Origin of the sequence: Microvirga sp. HBU67558, from assembly GCF_018069605.1 — a bacterium.
Lineage (GTDB): Bacteria > Pseudomonadota > Alphaproteobacteria > Rhizobiales > Beijerinckiaceae > Microvirga > Microvirga terrae.
The window spans coordinates 1-13,892 of record NZ_JAGPUP010000441.1; the positions used below are offsets into that span (position 1 = coordinate 1).

Genomic DNA, 13,892 nt, shown 5'->3' on the forward strand with positions numbered 1-13,892 from the left:
AATGCCAACGACAACGTTGACATGGGTGAAGTGCGCCTCGCGGCGTAACCATCCGGGGCTCGGGACAGCCTAGCAACAGAAACGGCACCTTCGGGTGCCGTTCCCATTTCTAGCCCTTGGATTTCTCGGCTCCCGCTGAGCCCCATAACAGAGAGACGAAGAACAGATGTCGGAGATTCAGGTTGGCGGCTACATCCGCGTTTCCAAGGGAACCATGGTCTTCCCGACCGGCGACGGCGTCGAGGCACCAGCCACGCGCGATCAGGTCGTGAAGGTCACCGATATCTTCGACGTCGACGTGAAGAGCGACAACTTCTACCTGCTCCTGCCGGACGAGATGCGATTGCGATACTTAGAGGCCAGTGGTGGCAAACGTCCCATCGACCAGGATATCCTGGAGTTCACCGATCGGCTGACGCGTGGCGACTATCGGGCCGTGATGTGGTCAGGCAAATGGGCATTGATCGCCAACGTTCAGCCTGCGGAGGCTCCCGCTAACGCAAAAACGGCCCAGAAACCGGAGAAAACGGTGAAGCCGGGCAAGACGCCGCTCACCAAGCAACAGCAGATGGTGATCGGGTCGGTCTGGCGCTTCGTCCAGGACGCAGAGCTTCGCTATAAAGTTCGCAACCCGGCATACGCCGCCATGCGCTCTGACCTCGACAGAGGTCTCCACGAGTTGTCCCAACATGCTCGGAACCAGACCTTGGACGCGAAGCTGAACGAGCTTGGCATCATGGATCACATCGATGAGCCCTGGGGGCAGGTGACCGCCGGCGAGACCTTCACGGTTCGTGGCAAGCTGACCTCCAGCATTGGAGGCGGGTCCGATGTGCCGATGCTGTTCCGGGGCGAGAAGTTTACGCTGCCTTATGCCAGCCTCGAGCCCTTCGTCAGGTTGGTGACTGAACGATAAGGCCAGCGTGAGGTTGGCCAACCAATTATCAAGGCTGGTGACATCATGAAGCCGGCGAGACGGTGATTGCCGGATTTCGGAATCAAGCTGCCTGAGGCCAGGAGGACCTTCTCTCGGCCTCAAGAACTTGCTCTGCTTGGCGCGTGAATTCGCGGGCGGCAAGACCAGGCGGAATCGGATCGAGATAAGTGACCGAAATTGTCCCCGCTCGTTTGTACGAGCCGCCGGGTCCCCAAAAGTGGCCGGAGTTCAGTGCGACGGGGAGAACCGGTCGACCGAGCTTCGCATAGAGGAACTCTACCCCACGCTTGAACTCGATGGGTTCGGAGGACGGCCTTCGGGTCCCCTCCGGGAAGATCAGCACGGAACGGCCCTGGGCGAGTGCCGCCTGGCTTTCCTCCACTATCTTTCGGATTGCTTTCGAGCCGCTCTCCCGGTCGATCAGGATCATCGGCGACTTGCGCAGGAACCATGAGAAGACTGGGATCGTCAGCAGTTCCTTCTTGGCGACAATGGCCACATCCGGAAACAGGACCAGGAACGCCAGCGTCTCCCAGGTGGACTGGTGATTGGCGATGATCAGACAGGGTTCGTCAGGGATGTTGTGTTGACCGCGCTCGGTGTAGGTCAGCCCAACGGACCACTTTAACCCCACGAGGATGCCGCGTGCCCACAAGCGTGATGCCCGCCGGACGCCGCGCTCCGGGGAACCACACAGCCAAAGGATCGCAAGCACGGGCACGAACAGCCCTGTCCAGACGGCGAGCAGAAGATCGAATAGAATCGAGCGGATACGCTGCACGGTCGATGCCCCCAGAATGAATCAGTAGTCCGCGGTTGCGGATGCCTGCACGCCAGATCCCCCATCAGCGGGGCGGATCTGCGACTCACCTGCGGCGCGCTCGGTCCCGCTCGCCGTATTCTTGATTCTGTAGCAGAACTCGCCATTGCTCTCAGGCATCAGACGAATGACTTCATAGATGCCGCTGGCGCGGTCGGAAAATTGCGTGCCCGCGGCATGCACCAACTGACCGACGGAATACTTGTGGACCATGAAAGCCTCCTTCTCAATTGAGGGACATCGACCGGGGGGTCGTGTGGGCTACGATTGGCATGACCTGCTCAACCTCGGCATCGCGCCGCTCGTCTATAATCTCGGCCATAACGATCGTATCGTCCGCGCTCATCGTACTGGCTGGGTAGATCAGGTACTCGCTGTTGCTCTCGACGACGACAGCATCGCGATCGAACCGCAGCACGCAGTTGGTCTGACGCATGAGCCATTCCGGCACACGATCACCGGCCTCGAACGTCCATGTCTTCTCTGGCATCAAAAACCTTTCGTCCAGCTTTAAGGTTTCAGCCGATCTACGCCGTTTAGCGGCGTCGAAATTGCGGACGGCGTTGAGCTCCCGGACGGGGAGCGCCAGCTCCAGCATCCTTGTGGCGAAAGATCAGCCGGCCCTTGTCGAGATCGTAAGGCGACATTTCGACGGTCACACGGTCGCCGGCGAGCGTCTTGATACGGTTCTTCTTCATCTTGCCGGCTGTATAGGCGACGATCTCGTGTCCGCTCTCAAGCTTCACCCGAAAGCGGGCATCCGGCAAAATCTCCACGACTTCGCCCTCGAAGGTGATCAGTTCCTCTTTTGCCATTCGATAATCCTTTTCTGTAAACTAAAGGCCGTCCCCGAAGGTCGGCTTTGCGAGGCGGCGGACAGGAATGTCATGCCGCCGTTCGCTGGCGCAAGCACACGTGAACGGAGGGTGCGAGAGCACGAACTCACATTCGGTTGGTTGATGTTTGGGAAGAGTGCCTGAACGTGCGCCCGGCGCGGTACCAGGGCAAAACGGACTGTATGTCCGGCCAAAGTCGAAAGGGTCTATCTAGTGCCGACTTACGGCGAATACAAGGCACACTGCCGTAAAGGAGATTGTCGCCCTTGCGATGGTTTTGATCTTGCCAAAGACCAAGTTGTCGTCCATCTTGAGCCAATCAACCGACGTGTTCGGCCTGCTCTCCCTTGCTTGTGATCGAGCGCCGAGCCCGCTTTCCGTCCCAATCGATTGCTAATCTCAAGTCTGCCCAAACGGACTTACAGGTCGTTTCTTCGCATTCGACAATCTCAAACACGAAAGGCTGCTCGGAACATGATCCGATCAGCGACAGGAATTCCATGTTGACTTCAACACAACCCCAGCTTCCCAAGCACAAGCCGCAACCGTCGAAAGACACCCTGCGGATCAAGGAAGCCGCCAAACCACAACCGTCTGGCCTCTCACGCGAGGAGATCCGCCACATCATCCAGATGATCGGCTGACTTTCAGGTTCGTCTCTGATGACTGAGATCCCAAGTGGCGCAGGAGACTCCGTGCGCCACTTGCAAAGCCTGAGCTCGAGACGAGCCTCTACCTCAGAACAGGCTAAACCTTCGACTCTGCCGTCGGAGTAGGGGATCCGGTGCCGGGAGCCGTCATAGGTCGACGCGGTCCAGAAAAACGGGGTTTGGGTTTGGGAGCAGCGATCAGCCCCTCCCGGATCGCTTGCTTACGCGCCAGTTTGCGGCTGCGCCGCACTGCTTCCGCCTTCTCGCGTGTTTTGCGCTCAGAGGGCTTCTCGTAAGATTTCCGCGCTTTCATTTCGCGGAAGATCCCTTCGCGCTGCATCTTCTTCTTGAGCACTCTGAGTGCCTGATCGACATTGTTGTCGCGTACCAAGACCTGCAATGGATGTCCTCTCTATTCGTTGCGCCCGGGCCGTCACAGCATGTGCCTACTGGAGGATAACCAATAAGCTCAGGAGACACTACGTGCTGCAAATTTCGCTCTCGCGGACGGCTCTTTCGATCGAACCTGCTTTGATCCGGTACGAAACCTCGCCCGTCTGATCGGCCGGCATCAGCCACAGGACTTCGTAAACACCCGCGGAGGTCGTCTGGGCGTCAGAAAACCCGGGCTGATTCAGCCGGACCAGTTCCCGGACTTTGAACTTGTGAGCCATCGGTCAATCTCCTCATTCCTGAGCGCACTGGATCGGACGCGATCATCAGGATGTGACTTGAAAGGGGTCGCTACTTCCGTGCTTTGCGGGCCGCGTACCGGGCATCGCGGGCGGCCTTGCGCTCGGCCTCCAGCCTGACCTCGTTCGCGGCCTTCTCGGCCGCTGCGCGTTTCTCCTGCTCGGTTTGCTCGGCAGCAAGCGCCTCCCGCTCCGCGGCAAGGTGGGCCTCGTCGGTCGCGCGCTGAGCGTTCTCGGCACGGCGCTGGGCTTCCCGCTCGGCGAGGCGAACATCCCGCGCGGCACTCACGGCGGCACGGGCGGCACGGCGTTCTGCAACCGCTGGGTCATCAGAGCCGGGCCGCTGACGAAACTTGGCGGCCATGGCCTGCTTTGCGTCCCTGGCGGCGCTCAGCCGTTCGCTAAAATCTTTCTGTTTCATTCCACTCATCGATCTCAATTCGTCCCATCGGCTAACCGGCGTCACCTATCGGACACGCCGGATGCTGGTGATGGTGCCTTCCGGCAGGGAACCTTGCTCCTGCTGGGCTTGGGCAATCACGCCAATAGCCCAGGTATCGTTCGCCTTGGCTGAATCATCGATCCACAGATAGGCCGTGCGACCATCGTCATAGTTCACCATGAACATGACCGATTTGGCAGGAGGGGCTTTTCGAAACGTGTACATCGTTTCCTGACTCGTTGGACCATCGAATGATGGAGGGTTGCAAAGAAAAAGCCGCCCCACCCGGGAGCGGCTTCGGAGAGGCGCTTATGATGTGCGCCCGATCATCCTCAGGCGTTCTGGATGTTGTTGACGGCGATCTTGCCGCTGCGGCGATCCTCGGCGGTGTCGAAGAATACCTTCTGGCCCTCGACGAGGTTGCGCATGCCGGCACGCTCGAGCGCGGTGGCGTGGACGAACACGTCCTTGCTGCCGTCGTCGGGCTGGATGAAGCCGAAGCCCTTCATGTCGTTGTAGAATTTCACAGTGCCCATGATCATGGGGATAACCTTTCGCGGTTGATGCGGATGCACGTGAGCGAAGGCACACGGAAGTGCGGCCTCAGCTCGGTTCGTCGATGGTTTGGAGAGAGTCTGAACGTGCGCCTGGCAGGGCCAACAGCGAAACGGCCCGATTGTCCGGCCAAAGTCAATAATAGAGATATAGGGACCAATCAGATTTTGACAAGAGGCCGCTTGGAAACTGTGACAGAATGGTCAGCCTGGCAAGATTTGCTTCCACAACTCACTAAAGAACAATCCTGATGAGAGTTCGAAATATGACGACCTCACCAGAAACGACTATGATCACGGGTAGAAAGTTCTATGCGGGAGCTAGGTTCACGCTAGGTGGGTGAACGCGTCATCTTCTTAATCGGGACACGGGGCCGGCCGGCTTTCTCGGCAATGGCGTTGTCCTGCTCCTCGATAGCCCTACGGGCGGGCTCATCGCCGTCGAGCCCACCCAGAAGAGAGCGTGGAACACGGCGGTTCGAGCTTCGGGAGCCGTCCTCATACAGAACGTCGAAGAGGGCATAACCGCTCTCAACGGGCTTTGACTTCTTGCGTGACAATGTTCGTGTTCCTTTCCTTGGCTCGGCGCACCAGGCGATGTTGCGTGCAAAAAGCAGAGGCCGCCTCATTTGAGGCGGCCTCAATTCCAAACTGTGGGACCAGAGAGCTTGATCAGACCGTCTTCAGGTTTGAGGCTGACTCCTTGCCGGTGCGGCGATCCGACTCGACCTCATAGGAGACCTTCTGACCTTCAGCTAAGCCACGCAGGCCAGCACGCTCCAAGGCCGATGCATGAACGAAGACGTCCTTGCCACCCGCATCAGGCTGGATGAAGCCATAGCCCTTTGTTTCATTGTACCACTTCACGGTGCCGGTTGCCATGACGAGTTCCTTTCCCTGGTCATGATCAGGTGAGGCCAAGATGCATCAGCGCCTTGGCTTGATGAGTATCGATGCTTGGGGAGGTCGTCCGTGCAGGTGCACGGTCAAGCGCAGCAGCTCAGTCGTCGGCCAATCTCGATCCAGGAACGATAGGGTGACATGATACCCGTTACAAGGCTCTGCTTCAGGCGATGCTAGGCGGGAGGGTAGGATCGGATGAGGATGCAGCCCATTCCCTGTGAGCGACCCCCTCCGCTCCTGTCGCCCCTCAAGCTCTTCAGGGCCGAGCGCCGAGCCAGTCGCAAAGGGCCGCGGCTTCGGTTTGAGCGTTCCGCCCCAACCTTGTCGGCTCGGTCCAGAGCCCGTGACAGAGCTGTTCCGATCCCGCTCCAGCGCCGATCAATGCTTCCGCGCCTGCACCAAGTAAGCCGGGATGGTGGTCTCTCCGAGAGCCTTGCAGGCTTCCAGTCGATGCAGGCCCTCGACCAGAACAAACCGTTGGCCGTCAGGCCGCACGGGAATTGGCACTTCCTGCCCCTTTTTCCATCATACTCTCTGCCAGGGCTATAACCTTCTGCGGATCCAGGGTTTGCCGCCGCTGTACCGGCACATAGATGTCGTCGATTGCCAATGTCTGCCTCTTCATCATCGCGGCCGCTCCAGCCCCTGTCATGGTCTCTCGAAGCTTATCCGGCACAGGGAGCTTGCCTAGGAACACGCCCGATCACGATGCATTCGCTATAGCAGGCAGATTGGCAATAAGCAGGGATGGCGGCGCTAAACCTCCCCAACCGGAGATACATCCCTGAGCAAACTTACAGCGTCGATCGGATTCTTCGTCCGGTTTCTATCCTCTGCATGGGCACAGACTCCGCCTGCGAATTCCAGTGCTCCTCCTGCCAGTGAGGCTGGAGCATCCAGACAGTTAGGCAATGTTCTCCCGTGGCCGGGCCTGTGACATCAGCCTCGCGTGGCTCTGTCGGGACATTGCTTGACAGCCTGCGTCTCGGCGCAAGACCAATGTCATTATTCTGCATCGAGCGGAGAAGTTACCATGGATGTGGTGGTGACACTGGCTTCAATCAAATCAGCAGGGACCTGGATACTGAGTGATCGACTGGGGCGGCCGCTCGGGACAATCACCGCGATCTCGCCATCGCTGTTTGTTGTTGATGCACCCCAAGACTCCAGGCTGGCTGGAATGGGGACGGCCAACTTCCCGTCTCTCGATGACGCAATGACAGCGATCGCGCGCCACATGAAGGGTGAGTGTCAGCTATCCAGCGGTGACGAATAGCTGGGGCTTGGGTGGTGAGGAAGTGCTATCATGCTGGCTGCGCGTCAGAGGCGTTGTTTGGAGGAGCTGAGGTGATGCGGCATCATCTGCGAGCAAGCGCTCCCGCTTTTGGACTTATCGCTGGGGTGTCCGCTTCGTCTGGGTTGGCGGCCGAGATGATCGAGGCCATCGGTGCAGAGAGATGCGGAGCGCTACGGAAGCCCTATGCCGTTGAGTTCTTGGCTCCGGAAGATGCCGACGTCCAGGCGACCGCGAAGAGGATGGTCGACGGGCGCGAAGACATCGACAGCACTCCGCCCGCGCTCTTGCTCGATGGCAAGCTGTGCTCGGACGGGCGTTGTGCCTTTAGAGCCGCCAAGGGGCAACTCTATAAGCTTGCCAGCAAGACTCCGGGCCCGCAGCTGGGCCGGCTTTGCATCTCCGTCACCCGACCATGAGGTGATCATAAGGTGCTTGTGCGAGAATTACAGTGCGATCTCACTCACCGGATCCTTCCACACCTCTTACGACCATGCGTATCACTTCAGGTGCTGGGCCAGGTGCTTGTTCATCTCGAACATGCTGACCTTGTTCTTGCCCCCGAACACCGCCTGAAGTTTCTCGTCCGCCATGATCTCCCGCTTGTTCTGCAGGTTCTGAAGCTTGTGCTTTTTGATGTACTCCCAGACTTTGCTCACCACCTCCGGGCGTGGTAACGGAGCCGCGCCCACAATGGCAGCCAGTTCCGGCGACGGCTGCAAGGGCTTGAGGAAGGCGGAAGTCGCCTCCTTGGCCTTGCTTTGGCCCACCTTCGTTTGATCCGAGTTGTCGGCCTTCGATTTAGGCATCAGAAGCTCCTTCTGAATGTAGTCCTGGCGTAGCAAGAAGTTACGCAAAAATCCTCGTTCTGGCGGCAGACTAAGTGGAGCAGAGTGCAGCGACACTCTCGGCAATTTCCGTGGCCGACAGGCAGGCATCAGGATGATCCGTCATCATCGCCGTGTAGGGCATGCTGGGTTCCTCGGCCTCCTCGGGGCTTTGGATGAGAGCCACACCGCCATGCTCTTTGATGGCTCGCAAACCAGCGGCTCCGTCCCCATCGCCGCCGCTGAGGACAATTCCAATCACACGCTCACGGTAGACTTGAGCCGCCGAGACGAACAGAGGGTCGGCACAACACCGGCAAGCTCATGGAGAAGTACAATGTGGTGAACCCTTCGCTCATGGCCAGCGGCGGGGAATATCCGGGCCAGGACGGTTTTGGCTGGACGAATGGCGTGGTGCGAAAATTACTTGTGATCGAAAATGGTTTAGCGGCGGGCACGCGCTGTGTGAGCCGGGCCGCAAACGACAATCTGCCCTCGGGCCTGCCCCGGCCCGGCAGAAGCCTGAAGGCCACACCCTAGCTCTGCTCCCAGTACAGCTTCCTGACGAGTCGCGTTGTTGCGAGCTGGACGATCACAGCGCAGGCGAGCGACAGGGCCGCGCCCCTAAAAGGAAAGAGCCGCGGGCGCGGGTGCACCAGGACTTGAGGGTCGTGCGAGATCTGGGTCTGATTGGGGCATCTGGAAGCATGGGGTGGCTTGTGCCGCTGCCCGATGGGACGAGGTTCGTGTTAGAACGGACAGCGACGAGCGGTATAGCCTGCTGCCGGCGGATTGGCCGCCCATAAAACCTCCTGCTCTCCCATCTCTTATGCTGGAGAGCTTGGTCCTTGCCTGTGGAGCTGCCTCTGATGGCATCCGGACGAGACCAGGATCAGGTCAGGCCAGCAGCGGTGGCGGGCCGGTTTACCCTCGCAGCCCGCACCAGCTTCGCACGACTGTCGAGGCGCTTTTGGCTGGAGCAAGGATTGCCCCAGTGACGGCTCCGAAAGCCATCATAGTCCCTCATGCCGGATACCTCTATTCCGGCGCGGTTGCGGGCACCGCCTTCGCCGCGCTGCAGCCCTATGCCGGAACGATCAAGCGGGTGGTGCTGATCGGGCCAGCTCATTACGTGCTATTCCGCGGCCTTGCTGTGCCGACCGTGGATGCCTTCGAGACCCCGCTCGGGATCGTGCCCCTCGTGCGGGACGCAGCCACCGCACTTGCGGATCTCGCGCCCGTCGTGCGGGCTGATGCTCCGCACGCGCCTGAGCATGCCCTTGAGGTCGAGCTGCCCTTCCTGCAAATAGTCCTCAGGTCGTTCGAGTTAGTCCCGCTGCTGGCCGGTGACGCCGCTCCGGAGGAAGTTGCCGGTGCGCTCGACCGGCTGTGGGGCGGCCCGGAGACGCTGATCGTGGTCAGCTCGGACCTGTCGCACTTTCATGATTATGAGACGGCCCGGCATCTCGATGCCGTCACGGCGGCCCAGATTGAACGGGGCCAAGGGGCCAGCCTTCGACCAGGTGTCGCCTGCGGCTACCTTGCCGTTGCGGGTCTCCTCATCGAATTAACCCGTCGTGGTCTTGGGGAGCAGCGCCTGTCGCTGGCGAACTCCGGCGACACCACCGGGACACAGGATCGCGTTGTTGGATATGGAGCGTGGATCACCGACGCTGCTCAGAGCACCCCCTAGAGTGGGTCAGCGCAGGATCTGTGTCTGATTGAGTGCTAAGCTGGAACGAACAAAGAACCTCCTTTTTGCGCGGCTATAGCGCTGGAGACGCATGGATCAGAGATCCAGCGGGAGCCTCTAGCTGGCATGAGCTGTTTCGGAATTACAGCGATTTGAGCGCTTCCTGGTATTGTCCTGGCCAAGGGCTGCGGCACTTATCGGCGGAACGGGATGTCCCGCCGCCCGCAGATCAAGCGAAGTCAAGACAGGAGGAAACTGATGTTGCCAGCCAAGCACACCGCCTTTGCTCTTTTAGCCTGTTTGGTGTCTACCCCAGGGTTGGCTCAACAGGCGCCAGCGCGGGACGAATTCTTCTGGCTTGGTGAGATCAACAAGGCCACCGCCGTCATTAATACCGAGGAAGGCCTTCTGGACAAGTCACTCGCACCACGATTGGCCGAGGGCGTTTCGAAGGTCATTGCAGCGGGCAATCAACCGGGTGCCAAGCGGCCTTCGAGCGTGATCACCTTCGAACCGCTGCTGATTGATGCTGCCGGTGTCGAAGTCACGCTCCTTCATGCAGGCCGGTCGAGCCAGGACATGCATGCGACATATCGGGCCGCCATCCAACGGGATAACCTGCTGAAGCTTGCTGAACAGTTGAACAAAACCTCAGCCTCAATGCTCAGCCTTGCCGAAGCAAATGTGAACACGATCGTGCCGAACTATACCAACGGTGTGGCGGCCCAGCCGAACAGCTTTGCGCACTACCTCCTCGGGCACCTGGCTGGCCTCGACCGAGATGCTCAACGGATCCGCGAGAGCTACGCCAGAGTCGATCGGTCCCCAATGGGAACCACGGTTTTGAATGGGACAAGTTGGCCGCTTAACCGCGAACGCATGGCGGATTATCTGGGCTTCTCCGCCATTGTGGAGAATGCCTACGACGCTGCGCAGATCTCGTCGATGGATCTGCCGGTCGAGGTCGCTGGCATCGTGACAAGCATCTCGCTTCACGCAGGTAACTTCGTCGAAGACATCATGACCCAATATGCTCAGTCCAGACCTTGGATCCTGCTTCAGGAGGGTGGAGGCAACACATACGTTTCCAGCGCTATGCCACAAAAGAAGAACCCCGGCCTTCTGAACAGCACCCGTGAAGATGCCTCCACGGCCGTCACACTGGCGATGGGACCGGTAATCCAGATGCACAACATCACTCCCGGCATGTCGGATCCGAAAGATGTCAAGGCCAACACCGCGGTGGTCAGCAGCGGCATCAAGGTGCTGCAGGGATGGGACAAAATCCTGAACTCGCTGGTCATCAGCCCGGAGCGTGCGCTGGAGGAGTTGAACAGCGACTGGACAGCTTCTCAGGAACTCGCCGACGTTCTGATGCGCCAATACAAGCTTCCGTTCCGCGCCGGTCACCATTTCGCATCGGAAGTTGTGGATTATGCCAAGGCAAACAACATCAAGCCGACCGAGTTTCCTTATGCGGAAGCCCAACGGATTTATCGCGAAGCCGTCAAGAATCTGAATTTGTCCGGCGATCTGCCGATGAGCGAGGCTGAGTTCAGGTTGACGCTTGATCCGGTGGCGATTGTCAAGAACCGGGCTACCGCCGGCGGTCCTCAGCCCGATGAAATGACAAGAATGTTGGATACGGCGAAGCAAAGGCTGGCGCAGCAGGATGGCTGGATCAAGGAGAAGCGGTCCAGGATCGACACGTCTCTGGCGAGGCTCGACGGCGACTTCCAGAAGTTTCTGAAGAGCAGCAACTAACAATCCATGCGAGGCTGTGGCGATCTTGCTCCTCACAGCCTCCAGTCATTCGACCGTCAGGGTCTCGTGACCAGCTCGATCAGGACAGGCCAGTGGTCGGAGATGCCACTGCCCGCCTCGAAGTCGTAGCGGCGCGGCGATACGAAACCCTGGCCGGTTGTTTCCACCTGCTGGGCCGAGACGACGGTCGTCCGGAAACTCCCCAGATTGGCGAACCAGCCCACCGGACTTGGCCTCTCGGTCAACAGGCTGTCGGAGACCAGGAAGAAGTCGAGGAACGACCATGTGAACCAGGAGCGGTTGCCGGGCCGCGCATTGCGGAACTTGTTGGACCCGGGCTCGGCGCAGCCGGTCCTGACCTCCGGTGGGACATTCCAGCGGCCCTCGGACAGGAGCCGCCCGAACAGGTCGCCCTGCGGCTCGTTACAGGGAAAGTTGAAGTCGCCCCCGGCAACCGCGATGGCGTCGGCGGGCAGGGCCGCGCTAAGCGCGTTCAACGTCCGCATGGCACGCTCCCGGCATTTGATCGGATTGCCGCCGGACGGGAAGTGGACGGCATACATGTGAAGCGTGCGGCCATCCGGCAGAGCGAGCGGGGCGTCCACGATGTCCCGCGTCGCCCGGCACTGGTCGGTGTCATTGCCAAGGTCCACTTTGTGGGCCGTAGGCGGAGAGGCCGAGGGCAGGCGTGAGAGGATGCCGACATCGATGCCGCGGTCGAGGTCTGTGACGGTCGTGTCGAGTTCGATTGCCGTCGTGTAACCGAGATCCGAGAGGAACTCGGCGTTCAGGCGCGCGAGAATGCCTGGATTCTCGAGCTCCGGCAGGATGATGACGTCAGGCTGCGGCCGAACCGCCCGGATCACGTCAGCGATGGCCTGGAGCTTGCGCGAGAGCTTGTCGTCGGTCCAGTCGATCTCGATGCACCCCCGGGCAAAGGCCGGAATGGGATTGAACTGCCGGCAGTGTGCCGCATGCCCCGGCCGGGCGTCCTCCGCCGCCTTGGGCAGGAAGGTATCATCGAAGGGGTTGGCGGGATCGTCGGTCGTGTCGAAGAGGTTCTCGACGTTCCAGGACATCAGCGTGAGGGTCCGGAACTCTTGCCCCGCCGCTGCGGTCGCAGTAGCGGTTGCGATCACAATAAGCAGGGTTCGGGCGAGCCACATCATCGCATTGTCCTCCACATCCGAGACAGCATGGCACAGGAGCGTGACACTTGAGAGGAGGCGGGCAACTCCATGCCGTGACGATGTCTGGCAACCGATTGCGGGGGCGGCAGCATCGGAGGGAAGGGAGGGAGGGCAGGTTAAACCTACGAAGCGGATCTTCACACAGCCCCGTCTTGCAATGGCAGCCTCATTCAACTGAATTGTCAGGTCGCCTCGTCGCCTCAGCCCAGTTTCGAACCCGATACTTGGCTCTGAAGCGGGAATGGCGAGCACACTTGGGGCATGGTCATAATGGAGCGGTGTGGCACGGGGTTGTAACGGCGTACCAGATCAACCCGGTCCCTCCTACCTCCATGCACCAACGGCCTGCCTCTGCTTACTTTGCTGCTGAACGTGGCGTTAACTGCTAACCCGCACCGTTAGAGTGCCCAGCCTGTCAATCGAACCCACTACGGCCTGTTATGACTTGAACCCTTTGCACCTGGAGAACCCTTTGCACCTGGAGGCGTTTTGCTCGTCCTGTATGAGGAGGAGCCATGCTGACGGACGCACAATGGGCGATGCTGGAGTCTTTGGTGGAGCAGTGCCGTCCCAAGGGTAAGACCCCGCCGCGGGATCTGCGTCGAACACTAGATGCCATTCTCTGGCGCCATGAGAATGGTGCCAAATGGCGCTCGGTGCCCGTTGAACTGGGCCCGTGGTGGCGGGCCGCTCAGACCTTCATCCGCTGGGCTCGCCTGGGTGTCTGGGAGCGCCTGCTCCAGTTGGTGCAGGAGCGTGGGATCCAACTTGGGATGACTTTTCTGGACGGCACCAGCGTGCGGGCGTATCAGAAGGCGGTTGGGGCTCGCCGAAAAGGGGCTCTCAAGCTCAACGAGACCATCGTGAAGCTCTTGGCCGCTCTCGTGGTGGCTATGGCACCAAGGCTTGCGTGATCGCCGACGCTCTCGGGCGCGCGATCGCGTTTCGGATTGCCCCCGGTCAGGCGCATGAGTTGCCTGACGCCATTCCGCTGCTCGACAGCTTACCAGGTGTGCCTGCTTGGGTGGTGGCGGATCGCGGCTATTCCAGTCACAGCTTCCGCGAGCACATCCGGAGCCTCGGTGCGAGGCCGGCAATCCCGGCCAGGTCCAATGAGGCGCCGGTGGCCTGTCCGGACTGGATTTACAACAATCGCAATGTCGTCGAGCGGCTCTGGGCCAGATTGAAAGAGTGGCGGGCGGTTGCAACGCGCTACGAGAAGACTGCCTCATCCTTCATGGGCGTGCTCTGCCTCGCCGCAGCAATCGACTGGCTCAAGAACTAACAGGC

23 protein-coding genes are annotated in these 13,892 nt (G+C 60.0%); 7 read left to right on the plus strand and 16 right to left on the minus strand.

Annotated elements, in window-relative coordinates:
* Positions 1-166: 166 nt before the first annotated feature.
* The gene (locus KBI52_RS05060) at positions 167-916 is read left to right on the plus strand and encodes a hypothetical protein (protein WP_210805814.1); all 750 of its coding nucleotides are present in this window, start codon (positions 167-169) and stop codon (positions 914-916) included.
* Between the two features lie 82 nt (positions 917-998).
* Here KBI52_RS05060 and KBI52_RS05065 read toward each other — a convergent pair whose 3' ends face one another.
* The 13 genes from KBI52_RS05065 to KBI52_RS32720 form a co-directional block, all read right to left on the minus strand.
* Positions 999-1,658 (minus strand): lysophospholipid acyltransferase family protein, encoded by a 660-nt coding sequence (locus KBI52_RS05065; protein ID WP_371823114.1) that lies wholly within the window; start codon positions 1,656-1,658, stop codon positions 999-1,001.
* Between the two features lie 81 nt (positions 1,659-1,739).
* Complete coding sequence (locus KBI52_RS05070; protein WP_210805818.1) at positions 1,740-1,970, minus strand: hypothetical protein; 231 nt, start codon at positions 1,968-1,970, stop codon at positions 1,740-1,742.
* Between the two features lie 13 nt (positions 1,971-1,983).
* On the minus strand, positions 1,984-2,247 hold the full coding sequence (locus tag KBI52_RS05075) for a hypothetical protein (protein WP_114947744.1): 264 nt from the start codon (positions 2,245-2,247) through the stop codon (positions 1,984-1,986).
* 46 nt (positions 2,248-2,293) lie between these two features.
* Positions 2,294-2,572, minus strand: coding sequence for a translation initiation factor IF-1 (gene infA, locus KBI52_RS05080; protein WP_210805820.1), 279 nt, complete (start codon positions 2,570-2,572; stop codon positions 2,294-2,296).
* A gap of 768 nt (positions 2,573-3,340) precedes the next feature.
* Entirely contained in the window at positions 3,341-3,643 is a 303-nt protein-coding gene (gene rpsU / locus KBI52_RS05085; protein ID WP_210805822.1) for a 30S ribosomal protein S21, read from the minus strand.
* 79 nt (positions 3,644-3,722) lie between these two features.
* The gene (locus KBI52_RS05090; RefSeq protein WP_210805823.1) at positions 3,723-3,917 is read right to left on the minus strand and encodes a hypothetical protein; all 195 of its coding nucleotides are present in this window, start codon (positions 3,915-3,917) and stop codon (positions 3,723-3,725) included.
* Positions 3,918-3,987: 70 nt separating this feature from the next.
* Complete coding sequence (locus KBI52_RS05095; protein WP_315974907.1) at positions 3,988-4,356, minus strand: DUF6481 family protein; 369 nt, start codon at positions 4,354-4,356, stop codon at positions 3,988-3,990.
* Positions 4,357-4,401: 45 nt separating this feature from the next.
* Positions 4,402-4,557 carry a hypothetical protein gene (locus tag KBI52_RS05100; RefSeq protein WP_210805827.1) on the minus strand — a complete coding sequence of 52 codons (156 nt, stop codon included), beginning with the start codon at positions 4,555-4,557 and terminating at the stop codon, positions 4,402-4,404.
* 152 nt (positions 4,558-4,709) lie between these two features.
* The gene (locus tag KBI52_RS05105; RefSeq protein ID WP_210805829.1) at positions 4,710-4,919 is read right to left on the minus strand and encodes a cold-shock protein; all 210 of its coding nucleotides are present in this window, start codon (positions 4,917-4,919) and stop codon (positions 4,710-4,712) included.
* A gap of 344 nt (positions 4,920-5,263) precedes the next feature.
* A complete protein-coding gene (locus KBI52_RS32710; RefSeq protein WP_247654193.1) occupies positions 5,264-5,491 on the minus strand; it encodes a hypothetical protein in 228 nt (75 codons plus the stop codon).
* 112 nt (positions 5,492-5,603) lie between these two features.
* On the minus strand, positions 5,604-5,813 hold the full coding sequence (locus KBI52_RS05110) for a cold-shock protein (protein WP_210805831.1): 210 nt from the start codon (positions 5,811-5,813) through the stop codon (positions 5,604-5,606).
* A gap of 399 nt (positions 5,814-6,212) precedes the next feature.
* Positions 6,213-6,341 (minus strand): ParB N-terminal domain-containing protein, encoded by a 129-nt coding sequence (locus KBI52_RS32715; protein WP_371823115.1) that lies wholly within the window; start codon positions 6,339-6,341, stop codon positions 6,213-6,215.
* Positions 6,319-6,462: a hypothetical protein gene (locus tag KBI52_RS32720; RefSeq protein WP_247654194.1), complete on the minus strand. Its 144-nt coding sequence runs from the start codon at positions 6,460-6,462 to the stop codon at positions 6,319-6,321. The genes KBI52_RS32715 and KBI52_RS32720 overlap by 23 nt, the downstream gene beginning before the upstream one ends.
* 405 nt (positions 6,463-6,867) lie before the next feature.
* On the opposite strand from KBI52_RS32720, the gene KBI52_RS05120 reads away from it, so the two are divergent.
* On the plus strand, positions 6,868-7,110 hold the full coding sequence (locus KBI52_RS05120; RefSeq protein ID WP_210805833.1) for a hypothetical protein: 243 nt from the start codon (positions 6,868-6,870) through the stop codon (positions 7,108-7,110).
* 155 nt (positions 7,111-7,265) lie between these two features.
* Entirely contained in the window at positions 7,266-7,547 is a 282-nt protein-coding gene (locus tag KBI52_RS05125) for a hypothetical protein (RefSeq protein ID WP_210805835.1), read from the plus strand.
* 81 nt (positions 7,548-7,628) lie between these two features.
* On the opposite strand, the gene KBI52_RS05130 is transcribed toward KBI52_RS05125, so the two are convergent.
* Both KBI52_RS05130 and KBI52_RS05135 read right to left on the minus strand, forming a co-directional pair.
* Positions 7,629-7,937 carry an SWIB/MDM2 domain-containing protein gene (locus KBI52_RS05130; protein ID WP_210805837.1) on the minus strand — a complete coding sequence of 103 codons (309 nt, stop codon included), beginning with the start codon at positions 7,935-7,937 and terminating at the stop codon, positions 7,629-7,631.
* Positions 7,938-8,007: 70 nt separating this feature from the next.
* Positions 8,008-8,217: a chemotaxis protein CheB gene (locus tag KBI52_RS05135; RefSeq protein ID WP_262266225.1), complete on the minus strand. Its 210-nt coding sequence runs from the start codon at positions 8,215-8,217 to the stop codon at positions 8,008-8,010.
* A gap of 62 nt (positions 8,218-8,279) precedes the next feature.
* On the opposite strand from KBI52_RS05135, the gene KBI52_RS05140 reads away from it, so the two are divergent.
* From KBI52_RS05140 to KBI52_RS05150, 3 genes are all read left to right on the plus strand, one after another.
* Positions 8,280-8,495 (plus strand): trehalase family glycosidase, encoded by a 216-nt coding sequence (locus tag KBI52_RS05140; RefSeq protein WP_210805839.1) that lies wholly within the window; start codon positions 8,280-8,282, stop codon positions 8,493-8,495.
* A 289-nt stretch (positions 8,496-8,784) separates the two neighbouring features.
* A complete protein-coding gene (gene amrB, locus KBI52_RS05145) occupies positions 8,785-9,648 on the plus strand; it encodes an AmmeMemoRadiSam system protein B (RefSeq protein WP_210805841.1) in 864 nt (287 codons plus the stop codon).
* Between the two features lie 258 nt (positions 9,649-9,906).
* A complete protein-coding gene (locus KBI52_RS05150; RefSeq protein WP_210805843.1) occupies positions 9,907-11,412 on the plus strand; it encodes an argininosuccinate lyase in 1,506 nt (501 codons plus the stop codon).
* A gap of 56 nt (positions 11,413-11,468) precedes the next feature.
* Here KBI52_RS05150 and KBI52_RS05155 read toward each other — a convergent pair whose 3' ends face one another.
* Positions 11,469-12,581: an endonuclease/exonuclease/phosphatase family protein gene (locus tag KBI52_RS05155; RefSeq protein WP_210805845.1), complete on the minus strand. Its 1,113-nt coding sequence runs from the start codon at positions 12,579-12,581 to the stop codon at positions 11,469-11,471.
* Positions 12,582-13,117: 536 nt separating this feature from the next.
* On the opposite strand from KBI52_RS05155, the gene KBI52_RS05160 reads away from it, so the two are divergent.
* A protein-coding gene (locus KBI52_RS05160) for an IS5 family transposase (protein WP_210805847.1) occupies positions 13,118-13,887 on the plus strand; the annotation gives its coding sequence in 2 pieces (ribosomal slippage) (positions 13,118-13,439 and positions 13,439-13,887; 771 coding nt in all).
* Positions 13,888-13,892 lie beyond the last annotated feature (5 nt).